Source organism: Veillonella sp. AS16, from assembly GCF_000517785.1.
GTDB lineage: Bacteria > Bacillota > Negativicutes > Veillonellales > Veillonellaceae > Veillonella > Veillonella denticariosi.
On record NZ_AZYX01000011.1, the window covers coordinates 13,884 to 28,728 of the forward strand.

Genomic DNA, 14,845 nt, shown 5'->3' on the forward strand with positions numbered 1-14,845 from the left:
ACAATATACCTTGCTTTTATAAGTCTATATATTTTTGCTACTAATACTGACTATGATACTATGATTTATCACTGATCCGATTACACTGTAAAGCTACGCATGTATTCCCTTTAAAAGCAGGAACCCTGCCCCCCATATAATCGCAACAAGTATCAGAAATGCCAGTATTGCAATACCGAGCGCAGTTAAACGGGAGATATTAATCTGACGGCTCAACAACGATACACTAACCCAGAAACACCAAAGTATTACCGCATATAATGAGTAAGCCAAAACCACCAGGCCAATATAACGTACATAATTTGAAAGGTTTAACACTATGCAAAGTAACAGAAATATCGTCTGCCATATAGCCAGAACACTCTTCAAAATCTGTCCATATGCCATCTCATACCAGCAAACCGTCAATACAGTTTCATAGGTTGTCTCTATATTAAATTTACCGGCAATCCAGGAAAATATAACCGAGTAAAGTGCTAGAATAAAATAAAGAAGCACTATACCGAGAGTAATCGAAAATAAACCTTGTCCTACTACCGTACCAAGCTCCGACCCCACCTCGCTCAATGGAACGCCTAAGAAAGCATCGCAGATCAAAGGGATTATCTGACTGCAGAAAATATACAGCAAAAAAGTCATCAATGTGGCAATAAAACCCTTATGACAAGACCCTTGTTCTACAATCTGAGGAATCCCCCGTTTAAACGGAGCAATTACAAGAGCCCAAATATCTGAATACCATTTTGTTTCCATTTTCCCTCCCAAAAACTAAAACTGAACTATATTGGGCTCATTATATCATATTTTTTTATAAATTAGATACTAAATATTCGCATGTAATCAAAGGACATTAACATATATAATAAAAATATATGCTAAACTTAAATTTTGTCCGCTCCCCCATTTGTTTAGCTCTCAAAGCAAATAAAACTGGCGACCCGCGGTCGCCAGTTTTATAATTATGTTATTGCAATGATGCAACAATTTTTGTAAGATTTTCATCCATCCGATCGAGATAGGATTTATTATCTTCATTACTTTCGATTGTATAAATCGTTTCGACTTTAGCCCCTACTTCTTGTGCTAATGTTTTAGACACATCAGGGCTTGCCATTTCCTCTGCAAAAATAGTTGTGATATGATTATCTTTGCAGTATTCGATGAGTTTTGCCAACTGTGCCGCATTCGGTTCACCTTCGGCAAATACATCTTCTACACTGTTCTGTTCCAACCCGAAATCACGACAGAGATAAGCAAATGCCGCATGACCTGTTACAAAATTTTTATGAGGTGCTTTGGCGAATTGATCTTCATACTTCTTAATCATAGCATCCAGTTTCGCTACATAATCGGTATAGTTCTTTTCATAATACTCTTTATTCGCCGGATCCGCCTTTACAAGGGCGTCTTTGATGTTCTTCACTTCAATCTTAGCATTCTTCAAAGACAACCATGCATGAGGATCTTCTGCACCATGTTCTTTGATTTCCTCCGGATCTGTATTTTTAATGGCTTCTACACCGTCGGATGCTTTTACAGACACGAGTTTATCATTTTTAGCCGCCGAAATGGCCTGTTCAGCCCAAGGTTCCATACCGAGGCCGTTATACACGAATAACTGTGCCGAAGATAGTTGTTTCATATTTTCCGGTTTCAATTCAAAATCATGAGGTTCCGTGCCGTCCGGAATAATCGTTGATACTTCCACCTTATCACCACCGATGGCCTTCGCAAATTCCGCCATTGCATTAAAACTTGTTACCACTTGGACTTTCTTATTTGCCTGTTCTTTCGGAGCATCATTACCGCATCCCGCAAATACAGCAGCCATCAATATACCAATGACTAACAATACCAATTTCTTGACCATAGTAGTCCTCCTTTTTTAATACTGATCGTCTACGCACACAAATAATATGACACCTCTTCTTTGTTGCAGTTGCGACTCAGTTGCATTTGTAATATAGTTATAGTATAAACGTACCAAAAATTTTGTCAATCAGAAAAGTGGTTTTCATATGTTATCAATTAAACACCTTTATTTTTCCTATCAGGGTCAACCGCCATACGTCTTGAACGACCTTAATCTACATATTCATAACGGTGATTATATATCCATCGTCGGCGACAACGGTTCCGGTAAAAGTACCTTGCTTCGTCTTATCTTAGGCTTTCTGACACCTGTAAAAGGCAGTATCAAACGGAGTACAAACAACATCCGTTATGTTTCTCAAAAGAATGATTTTTCCCACGCCGGATTTCCCATTACCGTAAGAGAAATCCTTGACTCCTATCGTAAGCTATTGAAAATTAAAGATAAAAACGAAGTAAATCGCGTTCTATCTTTAACCGGCATGACAGACTTTAAGAACCGTCTCATCAGCAAGCTGTCCGGCGGTCAGGCGCAGCGGATTTCCATAGCCCGCGCCCTCATCGGTCATCCGGACCTCATCATTCTCGACGAACCGTCTACAGGTATCGACCGTAAAAGCCAGGAGGGTATTTACGCACTCCTGCGCGAGCTCAACCAGAAGCATCATATTACAATTATTTCCGTAGAACACAATTTGGAAATGGCCCTTGCGAACTCCACGAATATTTATCATATTGCAAACGGACAGGGACATCTCTGCTCCCCGGAACAGTATGCCAACGAAATCATGCACAGTTCAGGGCGCAATCCTGTAGCGCACGCGGACTGCTCCTGTTTCACGGATGTCAGAAATAACAGCGATACAATAAGCTTAGATAATACGGCTCCAATGTGTAACGAAAAATCAAATCCACCATCAGAAGTGCAGACTGATACATTATCAAATGCTACAGCCGAGGAGGTGCACCATGTTTAATTATTCATTTATGCAGAACGCCTTCTTCGTTGCCCTCTGCATTTCTCTACTTTGCCCGTGTATCGGCATCTTTATGGTACTGCGCCGCTCCAGCATGATCGGCGACACCATGAGCCACGCATCCCTCGCGGGGATAACGCTCGGTCTGTTGACGAATACGAATCCCATTCTGGGGGCTTTCATCTTCACCGCCATCTGCGGCGCACTCATCGAGTTCCTGCGAAAATATTTCGCACACCATCTCGACCTTATCCTCACCATTATTCTATCCCTCAGCATCGGCACCGCCATCACCTTGATCAGTTCAGGTCTGTTGAAAGCAAACGCCAATGTATTCTTCTTCGGCAGTATCCTCACCGTCAACATGACGGACATGATCAGCATCGGAGCACTCACGATTCTATCGGTACTCACCCTGTATTTCCTGTATAACTCCCTACTCTACATCGCGTACGATGAGGAAGCGGCTCGCGTAGCGGGCGTAAAGGTTGACCTCATCAACTATATTTTCGCCATTCTCATGGCAGCCGCCGTATCCATTTCCATAAAAATCGTCGGTGTCCTCGTACTAAGTGCCATGATTGCCCTTCCGGTAGCATCCGCACTGCAACTGGAAAAAGGATTCAGAGTAACGCTCCTATGCTCCATCGGATTCAGTTTGCTCGCCATGATTATCGGTCTCTTCGGATCCTACTACCTCAATGTGGCGCCGGGCGGCTTTGTGTCCCTCACATCGGTAGGTATTCTACTGATCGTTCTGGTCATCAAAAATATCCGTACCATCATACGTCGACTCCAATTCAGTAAATAATAGTAAACAATAGTTTTATCTACATAAAATTAGATAAAATTAATCAGCACAGAAAGAAAATTATGAAACACTTACAGTGGCCGGAAGGCATAAAAAAGACCAAGCAGCGTGAAGCCATCTGGTCTGTATTGACAACTGCAGATAAACCCGTCACCGCCATAGATATCGCTGACCGAATCGGCGAAGGTACAACATGGATGTCCACGATTTACCGCACCTTGGAATTGCTGGAAACCAAAGGCATCATCACGCGTACCACCATTATGGGCAGCGATATGGCGTACTACGAGATTACACCGCATACGCATCGACATTATGCGGTATGCACCAATTGCGGCGCCATGGTTCCGCTCCATACCTGTCCCGTTGTAGAAATGCCAAAAGAATTGAAAGATGCGGGATTTACAGTGACGGAACACCATTTGGAAATAGCCGGTCTATGTAAAAAATGCAATAACAAGAAATAAAATGATGCCCGGCAAGTCAAACGCCGGGCATCATTTTATTTCTTTGAATATCTTATGAACACAGTATACCATAGCCTCCCGGAATGGTAAGGACTAATATAAATCTATATACAAAAAGGACGTAACTATATAATTATGTCCCTTTTACTTTCATAATATATTCTGTATTAACCGTATTTAGCTTTCACCAATTACAACATCAACGGAGCCACAACAAATCCGAGTGCTACGGAAATAGCGATGGCGAGTACGCCCGGAATGAAGAACGGATGGTTGAATACGAGATTACCGATTCGCGTAGAGCCCGTATCATCCATCTGAACAGCCCCTAACAGTGTCGGATAGGTCGGCAACACAAAGAGCGCCGATACAGCCGCAAAGGATGCGATGATGATGTACACCGATTCCGTATGTTCCGGTGTAATGCCCAACGCCAAAATTACAGCCGGCACCAAAGCCTGTGTCGTAGCCGCCTGGCTGTAGAGCAATGTGCTGGCAAAGAAGAATGCCACCGCCAACAGGAACGGATACGCCGTTACAAGGCTGGACGCTAAAGCTTTAATTTCGGGAATATGTCCTTTTACAAAGGTATCCCCGAGCCATGCAACGCCCAATACGCAGACACAAGCGGATAAGCCGGATTTGAACGTGCTTGTATTAACAAGATCGGCCGTATCAAGTTTACAGAAGAATGTAATCGCTGCCGCGATAATCATCATAAAGCCTACGATGGCATCATTCCGACCGAAGATAACCGGTTTGATGATACCGATGTTTTTAGAAATAGCCGTCGCATAAAATACGATACAGATAATGCCGATTAAGAAAATCAAAACGGAAGTCTTTGCCCCCGGCTTTAAGTGGAAATCAACACTCTTTTCGCGAGGTGGCGCCACATGACCCGCCGCCAATCTCTCCTGGTAAACCGGATCGGAAGATAAATCATTATTCGCAAATGTAGACATGATAAACGCCGTAATCATAACGCCCACAAAGGTTGTGGAGATACAGATGGCGAGCAATGTCGGATAATTCACGCCAAACGGTTCGAGAAATCCGCTCATGGCCACAACCGCCGCTGAAACAGGACTCGCGGTAATACCGATTTGACTCGCCACCACGGCAATCGACAACGGAACGGAAGGTTTAATATTCTCACTCTTCGCCACTTCCACGATAACGGGAATCATGGAAAATGCCGTATGACCGGTACCTGCCAAAATCGTAAGAAAGTACGTTACGGTCGGAGCGAGATAGTTGATATGCTTCGGATTTTTCCGCAAAATACCTTCCGCAATACGCACCAGATAATCAAGGCCGCCGGCGAGTTGTAAGGCACAAATCGCTGCAATAGCAGACATGATTATAAGGATTACGTCCCATGGAATCTGCCCCGGGAACATCCCCATCCCGAGACTCAAAAGGACTACCCCCAGTCCGCCGGCGTAACCGATGCCCATACCGCCGAGTCGTACACCGAGGAAGATGGCCCCAAACAAAATAATAATCTGCATAATTACATAAATGTCCATACGATGACCTCCTTTATACATATATAGTATCATAAGTATACTTAATTATCATAGCGAAACGGCATTGTATAGAATATAGTTTTTAAGTTTCAATATAAACCCAAAATAAGAGCCCCACGTATCGCCTGTTCATATGAGCAAGATATCGATAAGTGCGGCTCTCGTTTATTATATGCTGTTTAACCTTTATAAAATAATCGGCTTCATATCTTCCAGTACGCCGTCCTCCTCAGTGGCACGGCGAATACTGTCACCGACAATGCGTACCATATCCTCAAGCTGTTCAACGGTGGAGGCCAACGGCGGCATCAGAATAACCACATCCCCGATCGGGCGACAGATGAGGCCCTGTTCGCGGGCCAATACGGCAACCTTCGCGCCGACCGCATCATTCGGACGATATGCTTCGTGCGTTTTCACATTCTTTTCCAGCTCAATCCCCACGATGAGGCCTCGTTGGCGCACTTCTTTTACATGTTCGAGGGATTCGATCGGTTTCAATGCCTTTGTGAAAGCTTCAATCTTAGCCGGCAACTGTTCCATGACATGTTCATCTCTGAATACTTGCAACGAAGCCAACGCTACGGCGCAGGCCAACGCATTTCCCGTGTAGGAGTGACCGTGATAGAAGGTCTTTCGTTCCTCAAAGGTACCGAGGAATCCGTCAAAAATCCGCTTCGTAGTGAGCGTCGCCGCCAGCGGCATATACCCGCCTGTGATCCCCTTCGACAATGTCATGAAGTCCGGTGCCACATCCTCCTGCTCACAGGCGAAGAATGTACCGGTACGACCGAACCCCGTAGCCACTTCGTCAACAATGAGGAACACATCATGGGATTTAGTAAGCTCACGAACTCGTTTCAAATACCCTTTCGGCATGACGAGCATACCCGCAGCCGCCTGTACTAACGGTTCCATCACAAGGGCCGTAATTTCATCACCTTCACGGTCCAGGATGCGCTCTAATTCCGCCAAGGACTCTTCAAAAGCCTGTTCTCGTTCCGCTACATCCCGATAACCCCCCGGACTTGGCAAGGTAATCGGTTTAAATAATAAATTATGGAACACTTCATGGAATAGTTGAATACCGCCAACGGATACGGTTCCCAGTGTATCGCCGTGATACCCCGCATTGAGGGATATAAACTTCGTCTTTTTAGTTTGCCCAACCTGTTGACGATACTGATAGGCCATCTTGATGGCAATTTCTATGGCCGTACTGCCGTCATCGGATAAAAATACTTTATCGAGACCTGCCGGTGCCAACTCTACCAATTCCTTACATAACTGTGCCGACGGAGGACTCACAAGACCTAGCAATGTACTGTGAGCGATTTTATCCACCTGGTCTTTCAAAGCCTGATTCAATACGGGATGATTATGTCCGTGGATATTAACCCACAAGGACGATACGCCGTCATAATATTTCTTGCCATTCTCATCGATGAGATATATTCCTTCACCACGCTCGATTACTACCGGTTCCTGTGCGAGCCAGTCCTGCATCTGCGTAAACGGATGCCATACGAACTCATGATCCCATTGTGCCGCCTGTGAAAGCTGTTTTTCTGCCATTATATCACCTCATACTTACGAACATCTCTATAATTATATTAATTTTCAATTGTTCTATACGGCCCATAATATTTCTATGAACCCCTTAAAATACCTATCTTATCATCTTATCCAAAAGGAAATTCATCACGGGAAAGATAATTCATCGCTGTTTCAACGGAAATCCAACACTGTTTTCCACAACTGTTTCGAGTCTATAAAGGACCGCCCCCATCCAAGCCTTACGCTATGAATATTCGGGCCTTGATACGGCGGCAATGCGCCTACTACAGGAAGTCCCGTATACCGCTCCATATCCTCTATATTCGTCTTTAATAAAAACGGGTCCACTAATGTCGTATCATTTACGATGATTGCTTTCACGGAGATTCCGTGAGCCTTCGCATACTCGCAGGTCAATACAGCCCGGTTGATGGAGCCCAGACGACCGTCGGCAATCATAATCGTCGGTAGCTCGACGGCTGCCATGAAATCCGTAAACGTCTTGTCCCCGTAAAGAGGCGTCGTAATACCGCCCGCTCCCTCTACAAAGGTCAGATCATAGCGCGATACCACATCTAATGTATGACGCACCACCTCATCGTAATCGATGATTACATCCGCCAGCTCCGCGGCGAGACGCGGCGAATAATCACCTGCCAAAGCATACGGATTTACCTCGTGACGACGCGATTCCGGTATTCCTACAGACTGCATCAGATACGTAGCATCCTTGCTTTCCAGATCATTTCTTACATTATCCTCATCCATCGTAATGCACTCCGGAAACGGCACCGCACTGGATGATACGGGCTTCACCATTCCCACGGAAAAGCCGCCATCCTGAGCCATTGCACCTAATAAACCTGTTACGAACGTCTTCCCCACATCTGTATCCGTACCGATTATCGATATACCGAGCTGTTTCATCGGGAAACCTCCCATCATATAACAAACTATGAGTTAACTATTTCATTCTATCAAGTTAACAATCTCATTTGCAGTATACAGCCGAATCGCATATATAGTCAACTGTATTTAATTATTCAGTTTACAGACAAATTAAAAGCACAGAGTATCACTTGATTACTAAGTTGGATTAAATATTCTCTACCGTAATTAATACTAAAAACAATGAATATCTTGAATATCATGTATATTTTATTAATAGAAGTATAGATTTACGTCCCCTGACTGTGATACTATTAATTACGTAGAATATTTTACGCCGCATGATACCACATATGACGTAACTGTATGTACAGTAAGGAGGTTTTATCATGGGTATCAATCAAAAGACATTGCCCGGCATTTTGCTCTGCGCGATTCTCGCTATTCCTTGTTGGCTGTTAGGACAACAGTTCCATCTCATCGGCAGCCCTATTTTCGCCATTATTTTAGGTATTATCATCGGATCCGTATTCACCTCCTGGAAGCGTGAAAAAACAGGGGCCGGTATCGGATTCACATCAAAGAAAATTTTGCAGTGGGCCGTTATCTTACTTGGCTTCGGACTTAATATTACACAGATTCTGCATGTAGGCTGGATTTCGTTACCTGTCATTATTTCCACCATCGCTACATCGCTCATCGTGTCGTATGCGCTCTACCGCTTCACCCATATCGATTCCAATACGGCGGTCCTTGTCGGCGTCGGCTCCTCCATTTGCGGCGGATCCGCCATTGCCGCTGCGGCTCCGGTCATCAAGGCGGACGATCAGGATATCGCTCAGGCTATTTCCGTCGTATTCTTCTTCAATGTGGTGGCAGCCTTCGTATTCCCAGCCTTTGGTGACATGATCGGCCTCTCCAACATGGGATTCGGGCTATTTGCAGGCACCGCCGTTAACGATACATCATCCGTTACGGCAACGGCGGCCGTATGGGACAGCATGAAAGGCACCGGTACACAGGTTCTTGAATATGCAACCATCGTAAAATTAACCAGAACCCTCGCAATCATTCCTATCTGTCTCGGCCTTGCCAGCTATCAGGTATATAAAGCAAAAAAAGATGCCGCTCAGTCCGGTAGCGGTTCTGTCAGCATCGCTAAAATTTTTCCAAAATTCGTACTGTATTTTGTCATCTGTTCCTTGATTACTACAGTGTTATCCTATATGAAAATAGACACTGCATTCCTCAATATCTTTAAACCTATTTCCAAATACTTTATCACCATGGCCATGGTGGCCATAGGCCTTAACACGAACATTGTAAAGCTCATCAAATCGGGCGGTTCCGCCCTCGCGTTGGGCGCCTGCTGTTGGATTGCCATTACGGCAGTCAGCCTTTTGGCACAGCACATGATCGGTTTATGGTAAAATTATAGAAAAATAACAAACTCCATCTAGTCAACAACAACCGACATATGGTATAGTTAAAGTGTAGGAACTGAACGTTATACCTCCTATAATCTCTTAAAAGATGTACCCTCGCAGGTACTGATTAAAGTCGATTATAGGAGGTATTTTTTATTATATTTATATATGTTCATCACATCTATAGGAGAGAGGAGAGATCATATGTATTTCTTACAAGGGCTGCTCATCGGTCTCGCCACCTTTGCACCGGTAGGCATGCAAAACTTATTCATCATCAATACGGCTCTTGTTCAGCCGGTGAGACGTATTCTATTGACGATTCTCATCGTAGGTGTCTTTGATATGTCGCTCAGTATAGCCGCCTTCTTCGGCATCGGTGCAATCCTTGAAATCTGGCCTTTACTGAAGCTGGGCGTCCTTCTTATAGGCGGTGTATTAGTGTCTTATATGGGCTATACCACGTTCAATACGGAGCCGGATATACGCAATGTAGACACCAATGTACCTATAAAGAAAATCATGATGTCCGCACTCGTCGTATCCTGGGGCAATCCACAGGCCATCATCGATGCGAGCATGATGCTAGGGGCTTTCCAGGCAAACTTGCCACGAGAAGGCATTTATCAATTCTTTGCGGGATTCCTGACTATGACACCGATCTGGTTCGGCTCTCTCGCGACGGCGATGCATCTGTTATCCAAAAAAATAAAATTTTCACACATGACCATAATCAACCGTATTTGCGGTAGTATCCTCATCGTGTACGGCATAAAACTCGCCATCGACGGATTCCATATGCTCTTGGAAGTACTGTAATTATCGGAACTACTGTAAAAGCCGTTAGCATCTCACTGCTAACGGCTTTTTTCTACGGATAGTTCATCCAATATGTGCTTGAACATATCACTGAATATATTAATATATGTATTTGTCTGATTTAACTGAGATACGAAAAAATACTGTTTTTCTATGGCATGCCCATGATTGGTCACCTGTTTTCGCTCTATGCCCTGCATCGGCTCCGTCAAATATTCAAAACAATCCAATAACAGCAATCCTTGATTACCGGCGACTAAATATCTCGCCTCCTCCAACGTGCGGGCGTACGCAAAAGCGCCATTATAGCCGATGGCCTTTCGATAATGTTCCTCCTCGCCGAGTGTATATTTACCGCGACACACCAGGATGAGCGGCAAATCATCGATCTGTTTGATATCCATACTTTCAGCCGACGTATACCCTTGCGGAACCTCAATAACAGACCGTGCGGTCCCGACGAGGTGACTGTCATATATGTCCGCAAGGACCTGCCATTGATCATTAAACACAACGTCCACGCGACGATCTTGTAACATGCCGTATAATTCTTCGTGACTGCCGCTGTACATGCGGATATCTAGATTTTTATGACTCTTCGCCATGCGGATAACGGTCTGTTGTAAAACCGCACCGCTATAGCGATTTAAATAGCCGATACGCAAACTGACCCTTGCATCTGTACCGATACGTGTCGTTTCCACCGTAATATCATGAAATCGCTCCAGCAGTTTCTTGCCCGTTCGATATAGGTACTGTCCGGCCGGTGTCAGATGAAAGCTGCGTTTTTCACGCACAATCAATTCCACGCCCAGTCCAGTTTCCAAGGCCTTAATCTGCTGCGATATGGCGGATTGAGAAATATATTGTTCATTCGCGGCCTGAGTAAAGCTGTTATTCTCTACGACAGACACAAAATACTCCAGCTGTTTTAATAACATAAGGATACTCACTCTTTACAAACTGTCTATACTAAAACTGTCTATACTAAAACTGTCTATACTAAATAAATTTTACATATACATCTTTATAAATCGCCAACTTAACGGCTATTCATAAAACATAAGGTTGGCACAATTATTTTAAATAGATTTACGAATCAGATTTTGGTAGATAAATAATGCAGCCACAAAGAAAATGCCTGCCGTACTCCAAAAAACTGCACCATATCCGAAGCCACGTGCAATCATACCGCTGATTACGGGACCCAGAACATTCCCCATCATCGCCACACTGGATACGGCACCAAATACGATTCCCCTACGCTCTACGAGCACGGCCTGAGAAATGAGGGTATTCGCAATAGGCGTAATAAAGCCCATAAAGAAACCCGCAACAGCCCGAAAGGTTCCCAAGGCCCAAACGCTCGGCACAATATACTGCAATACGAAAAATCCTCCTACCGCACAAGTCGCCATCAACAAAATTCTCGGCATGGAAAGGCGTTTTGAAAAATGACCGATGGACAGGGACGCAAGAGCGCTGAAAATACCGGCACCGAAAATGATAACCCCTACAATAGTCGCTACATACTCATCGTTAACATTCATATAATGCTTGATGTAAAGCGGTAAAATCGGTCCTATGCCGGTAATGCCGAAATTACAGAGAAACTGCATGCCCACCAACAACCGAACGGCCGGTATCGATAAAAATGATTTGATCAACGACCACTGTGATTCCTTTTCGTCTACCTTATGTGTAAACTGCAAATTAGGCATCAGGAAATACACACCCAACAGGCAAAGTCCCGACAAGGCGGAGAAGAGGAAAAATGGAGCCCGATACCCCAACAAATCCGCCGCCAATCCGCCCATGAGGGGGCCGAAGACAAGGCCCATCACCATGGATGCCTGATAAAGCCCCATGGCCCACGGCACCTTCTCCTCGGGCGTAACCAATATAATAATGGCAAGACCTATCGGCACATAGCCGCCTACGAGCCCCTGCAACGTACGAAGAACCAATAACTGCAGCGGTGTTTGCGTGAATCCACACACACCTACAGAGACCATCAGGGTCAGGAGAATAAATAGCATCACCTTGCGCGGGCCTATTTCATTAGCCTTACGGGACCAGAACGGCGCACTCAAAGCGACCATACAAGGCGTTACACCGGATACAATTCCCGCCCACATAGCGGCTTCACCTTGATCATGGAGACCCAAATCAACCAGGAATAACGGTATAAAGGATAGAATGCCTATAATGGTAATTCCCGCTCCGACTTGAATGGCGCAAATCAAATATATCAATCGTTTCCAATCAGAACCCATATGCGTCCTTCTTTCCAATTCGATAAATCGTAATCTAAACTTATAGTATCGTTACCTAAATTAATTGTATCGTAAAGCACATAAAAAGACCATCAGTTCCGCTGAAACGACATTTAAAGTTTTACCTCTAAAGTGTCGTTAAACATCAGCGTCTGACGGCCTTTAAATTACATATTTTATTTTTGCTTGAACATCCAGTAAATATAATAAATAACCAAAGCATAGGTTACCACATCGAACACAGGCATGAACGGTACCATTTTAGACAGGCGCCCGAAGCCGTGTACATGAATATTCGCCGCTATGATGGCAACGAGGTTAAGACGGTGAATCCAGATCGCTTTTTTGCGGGATATGGACTTCGCCATATTTCCGATCCATGGGGTCAAGTATAAAATACCGAACACCAATGCGATAAGCATAGATACAGTAGAAACATAACCCCCCCAGAAGCCCAACGGAGATTTAACAGCTTTAAGAAAATACACATACCAGTGAATACATACGAGTACCACGGTCACAATCCCTAAAATTCGATGAATTTGGAACATCTCCGCCGGATTATAACGCTTAATGAACCATTTAGGTTTCGTCGCGATATATGTCATCACAAGCCATGTTACATAGGGCACAAGGCCTAAATGAACCTTCCAGTTACCAAACGCTCTCCCGCCGGAGACATAACCGTATTCCACCATTCCCATAAAAATCAAGGATAAAATAATAACCCACCACAAAATATGATACTTGCTCTTAAATTTTTTCTTAGCTACTTCTGCCATAATAAACCTCATTTCTTCATCTCACCACAGACTATTATACGACTGATGGTCGTATTACAAACACTTTACCTCTCGCTCCACCTCTGATTTCCGGTTTTATCTCTAATTAAAATTTAAAATTGAGATCTGCACGATAATAATCATTTACTTTATTCCCTTTATGCGTCTTTCCATGGAAGCCGTAGAAAGCATTAATGCCGACATTCTTTTCCGGTGCATAGGATGCGCCCAATTGCCATGCTTTATAGCCCTCAAACCGTTTATTTTTCTGCAGATCATTGGACTCGTATTTTTGCGTTTTAAAGACCGGCGCATTTTTAGCTTGATCAAAATAATCTAAACGAACGGTCCATGAGTTCTTCTTGTCAATCTTATAGTCGCCCCATTTAACACCTACATTCCATACATCGGAATCACTAAGACCGGATGCTTTCACCCATTCTCCATCGACACCGAATTTTCCGATGCCATATTTTGCATTAAAGCCGTATACATTATCAAAATCATTATTACGCTTACCGTTAGCCATACGCACATCAGCTTTCCCCACATGTGCAAGCATAGCGCCTACATCAACATGTTTACCGACCTGAACCTTGGCATTTACCAGGCCCACATCACCATTATTTTCCCTGCTCACCTTCGCAAAACGTCCGGCGGTCATATAACCATAGGCGCCGTTCAACGTAACATTGCCGAGTTTCGCAGTAGCCCCTACACCGTCAAAATTAGAGGAGTAAATCAGACCGTTACCGAATTTCTGCGTATAGCGGCCCGCATCGGCGATGATATTTTTACCAAATTTATGCTCCACATAGGCTAAATCCCAATCAGCTTGTGCCGTCTTGGATGAATCGCCAAATTCAATAGAGCCCGTCGTGATACGAGCTTTAACTGAAGTATTTTTATTGACCTTTGCATCAAGGCCCAACCGAACGCGGGTGGTAAACTTATCTTCATAATCGTACCCGTCGCCGCCTTCTTTGCCGATGTAATTGATACGCGCATCTCCTGTCACCTTCACATTACCGACGCGGTCTTCGAGTTTTGCCACACGAATGCCCAATGTATTCAATTCATTGGAAAATTCATCCGCCAGACGATTCAATAACGCCTGCTGCTCCGCATTAGCGCGATCCTGATTGGCCATTCCCTTCGCAATCATCTGCGCCATTTCGTAGCGGGTAATATTATTTTGCCCTTTGAAAGTACCATCCGGATATCCGTTAATGATACCCGCTGTCATTAACTGATCAACAGCTTGATAGGCCCAACTGTGAGAAGGCACATCGGAAAAAGGATTAACAGCAAAAGCCGTCGTCACGCCAATCATGGCTATCACTGCAAAGGCACCGGTAATTTTACGTTTCTTCATAATAAACCTCATAAATAAGAACTAGCATAACGCAACATGAAAATTCGATGAACATTGATTTA

14 protein-coding genes are annotated in these 14,845 nt (G+C 44.2%); 5 read left to right on the plus strand and 9 right to left on the minus strand.

The window, feature by feature from the left end:
• Positions 1 to 93: 93 nt before the first annotated feature.
• Positions 94 to 753 (minus strand): hypothetical protein, encoded by a 660-nt coding sequence (locus tag HMPREF1521_RS04250; protein WP_038116248.1) that lies wholly within the window; start codon positions 751 to 753, stop codon positions 94 to 96.
• Between the two features lie 211 nt (positions 754 to 964).
• Positions 965 to 1,870 carry a metal ABC transporter substrate-binding protein gene (locus tag HMPREF1521_RS04255; RefSeq protein WP_038116250.1) on the minus strand — a complete coding sequence of 302 codons (906 nt, stop codon included), beginning with the start codon at positions 1,868 to 1,870 and terminating at the stop codon, positions 965 to 967.
• A gap of 148 nt (positions 1,871 to 2,018) precedes the next feature.
• On the opposite strand from HMPREF1521_RS04255, the gene HMPREF1521_RS04260 reads away from it, so the two are divergent.
• The 3 genes from HMPREF1521_RS04260 to HMPREF1521_RS04270 all read left to right on the plus strand — a co-directional run bounded on the left by HMPREF1521_RS04260 (position 2,019) and on the right by HMPREF1521_RS04270 (position 4,127).
• Positions 2,019 to 2,849 carry a metal ABC transporter ATP-binding protein gene (locus HMPREF1521_RS04260; protein ID WP_038116253.1) on the plus strand — a complete coding sequence of 277 codons (831 nt, stop codon included), beginning with the start codon at positions 2,019 to 2,021 and terminating at the stop codon, positions 2,847 to 2,849.
• Positions 2,842 to 3,660, plus strand: coding sequence for a metal ABC transporter permease (locus tag HMPREF1521_RS04265; protein ID WP_038116255.1), 819 nt, complete (start codon positions 2,842 to 2,844; stop codon positions 3,658 to 3,660). Before HMPREF1521_RS04260 ends, HMPREF1521_RS04265 begins: the two co-directional genes overlap by 8 nt.
• A gap of 62 nt (positions 3,661 to 3,722) precedes the next feature.
• The gene (locus HMPREF1521_RS04270) at positions 3,723 to 4,127 is read left to right on the plus strand and encodes a Fur family transcriptional regulator (protein WP_038116258.1); all 405 of its coding nucleotides are present in this window, start codon (positions 3,723 to 3,725) and stop codon (positions 4,125 to 4,127) included.
• Positions 4,128 to 4,318: 191 nt separating this feature from the next.
• Here the strand turns inward: HMPREF1521_RS04270 and HMPREF1521_RS04275 are convergent, their stop codons facing one another.
• From HMPREF1521_RS04275 to bioD, 3 genes are all read right to left on the minus strand, one after another.
• The gene (locus HMPREF1521_RS04275; RefSeq protein ID WP_038116261.1) at positions 4,319 to 5,659 is read right to left on the minus strand and encodes an anaerobic C4-dicarboxylate transporter; all 1,341 of its coding nucleotides are present in this window, start codon (positions 5,657 to 5,659) and stop codon (positions 4,319 to 4,321) included.
• Positions 5,660 to 5,845: 186 nt separating this feature from the next.
• The gene (gene bioA / locus HMPREF1521_RS04280) at positions 5,846 to 7,234 is read right to left on the minus strand and encodes an adenosylmethionine--8-amino-7-oxononanoate transaminase (protein WP_038116264.1); all 1,389 of its coding nucleotides are present in this window, start codon (positions 7,232 to 7,234) and stop codon (positions 5,846 to 5,848) included.
• A 153-nt stretch (positions 7,235 to 7,387) separates the two neighbouring features.
• Positions 7,388 to 8,143, minus strand: coding sequence for a dethiobiotin synthase (gene bioD, locus HMPREF1521_RS04285; RefSeq protein WP_038116267.1), 756 nt, complete (start codon positions 8,141 to 8,143; stop codon positions 7,388 to 7,390).
• Between the two features lie 350 nt (positions 8,144 to 8,493).
• Between bioD and HMPREF1521_RS04290 the strand changes: the two genes are divergently transcribed.
• Complete coding sequence (locus HMPREF1521_RS04290; RefSeq protein ID WP_038116269.1) at positions 8,494 to 9,534, plus strand: YeiH family protein; 1,041 nt, start codon at positions 8,494 to 8,496, stop codon at positions 9,532 to 9,534.
• A gap of 201 nt (positions 9,535 to 9,735) precedes the next feature.
• Positions 9,736 to 10,350, plus strand: coding sequence for a LysE/ArgO family amino acid transporter (locus tag HMPREF1521_RS04295; RefSeq protein WP_038116271.1), 615 nt, complete (start codon positions 9,736 to 9,738; stop codon positions 10,348 to 10,350).
• Positions 10,351 to 10,388: 38 nt separating this feature from the next.
• On the opposite strand, the gene HMPREF1521_RS04300 is transcribed toward HMPREF1521_RS04295, so the two are convergent.
• From HMPREF1521_RS04300 to HMPREF1521_RS04315, 4 genes are all read right to left on the minus strand, one after another.
• Positions 10,389 to 11,291, minus strand: a complete 903-nt coding sequence (locus tag HMPREF1521_RS04300; protein WP_038116273.1) for a LysR family transcriptional regulator — start codon at positions 11,289 to 11,291, stop codon at positions 10,389 to 10,391.
• A 141-nt stretch (positions 11,292 to 11,432) separates the two neighbouring features.
• Positions 11,433 to 12,626 carry an MFS transporter gene (locus HMPREF1521_RS04305; protein ID WP_038116275.1) on the minus strand — a complete coding sequence of 398 codons (1,194 nt, stop codon included), beginning with the start codon at positions 12,624 to 12,626 and terminating at the stop codon, positions 11,433 to 11,435.
• A gap of 176 nt (positions 12,627 to 12,802) precedes the next feature.
• Complete coding sequence (locus HMPREF1521_RS04310; RefSeq protein WP_038116276.1) at positions 12,803 to 13,408, minus strand: hypothetical protein; 606 nt, start codon at positions 13,406 to 13,408, stop codon at positions 12,803 to 12,805.
• Positions 13,409 to 13,514: 106 nt separating this feature from the next.
• Entirely contained in the window at positions 13,515 to 14,783 is a 1,269-nt protein-coding gene (locus HMPREF1521_RS04315) for a putative porin (RefSeq protein WP_038116278.1), read from the minus strand.
• Between the last annotated feature and the right edge of the window lie 62 nt (positions 14,784 to 14,845).

What these genes read in the sequence shown, in the direction of transcription:
- HMPREF1521_RS04300 (WP_038116273.1), bottom strand. Translation starts at nt 11,291, where the DNA reads ATGTTATTAAAACAGCTGGAGTATTTTGTGTCTGTCGTAGAGAATAAC.
- HMPREF1521_RS04260 (WP_038116253.1), top strand. Translation starts at nt 2,019, where the DNA reads ATGTTATCAATTAAACACCTTTATTTTTCCTATCAGGGTCAACCGCCA.
- bioA (WP_038116264.1), bottom strand. Translation starts at nt 7,234, where the DNA reads ATGGCAGAAAAACAGCTTTCACAGGCGGCACAATGGGATCATGAGTTC.
- HMPREF1521_RS04255 (WP_038116250.1), bottom strand. Translation starts at nt 1,870, where the DNA reads ATGGTCAAGAAATTGGTATTGTTAGTCATTGGTATATTGATGGCTGCT.
- HMPREF1521_RS04275 (WP_038116261.1), bottom strand. Translation starts at nt 5,659, where the DNA reads ATGGACATTTATGTAATTATGCAGATTATTATTTTGTTTGGGGCCATC.
- HMPREF1521_RS04310 (WP_038116276.1), bottom strand. Translation starts at nt 13,408, where the DNA reads ATGGCAGAAGTAGCTAAGAAAAAATTTAAGAGCAAGTATCATATTTTG.
- HMPREF1521_RS04250 (WP_038116248.1), bottom strand. Translation starts at nt 753, where the DNA reads ATGGAAACAAAATGGTATTCAGATATTTGGGCTCTTGTAATTGCTCCG.
- HMPREF1521_RS04270 (WP_038116258.1), top strand. Translation starts at nt 3,723, where the DNA reads ATGAAACACTTACAGTGGCCGGAAGGCATAAAAAAGACCAAGCAGCGT.
- HMPREF1521_RS04295 (WP_038116271.1), top strand. Translation starts at nt 9,736, where the DNA reads ATGTATTTCTTACAAGGGCTGCTCATCGGTCTCGCCACCTTTGCACCG.
- HMPREF1521_RS04290 (WP_038116269.1), top strand. Translation starts at nt 8,494, where the DNA reads ATGGGTATCAATCAAAAGACATTGCCCGGCATTTTGCTCTGCGCGATT.
- bioD (WP_038116267.1), bottom strand. Translation starts at nt 8,143, where the DNA reads ATGAAACAGCTCGGTATATCGATAATCGGTACGGATACAGATGTGGGG.
- HMPREF1521_RS04305 (WP_038116275.1), bottom strand. Translation starts at nt 12,626, where the DNA reads ATGGGTTCTGATTGGAAACGATTGATATATTTGATTTGCGCCATTCAA.
- HMPREF1521_RS04315 (WP_038116278.1), bottom strand. Translation starts at nt 14,783, where the DNA reads ATGAAGAAACGTAAAATTACCGGTGCCTTTGCAGTGATAGCCATGATT.
- HMPREF1521_RS04265 (WP_038116255.1), top strand. Translation starts at nt 2,842, where the DNA reads ATGTTTAATTATTCATTTATGCAGAACGCCTTCTTCGTTGCCCTCTGC.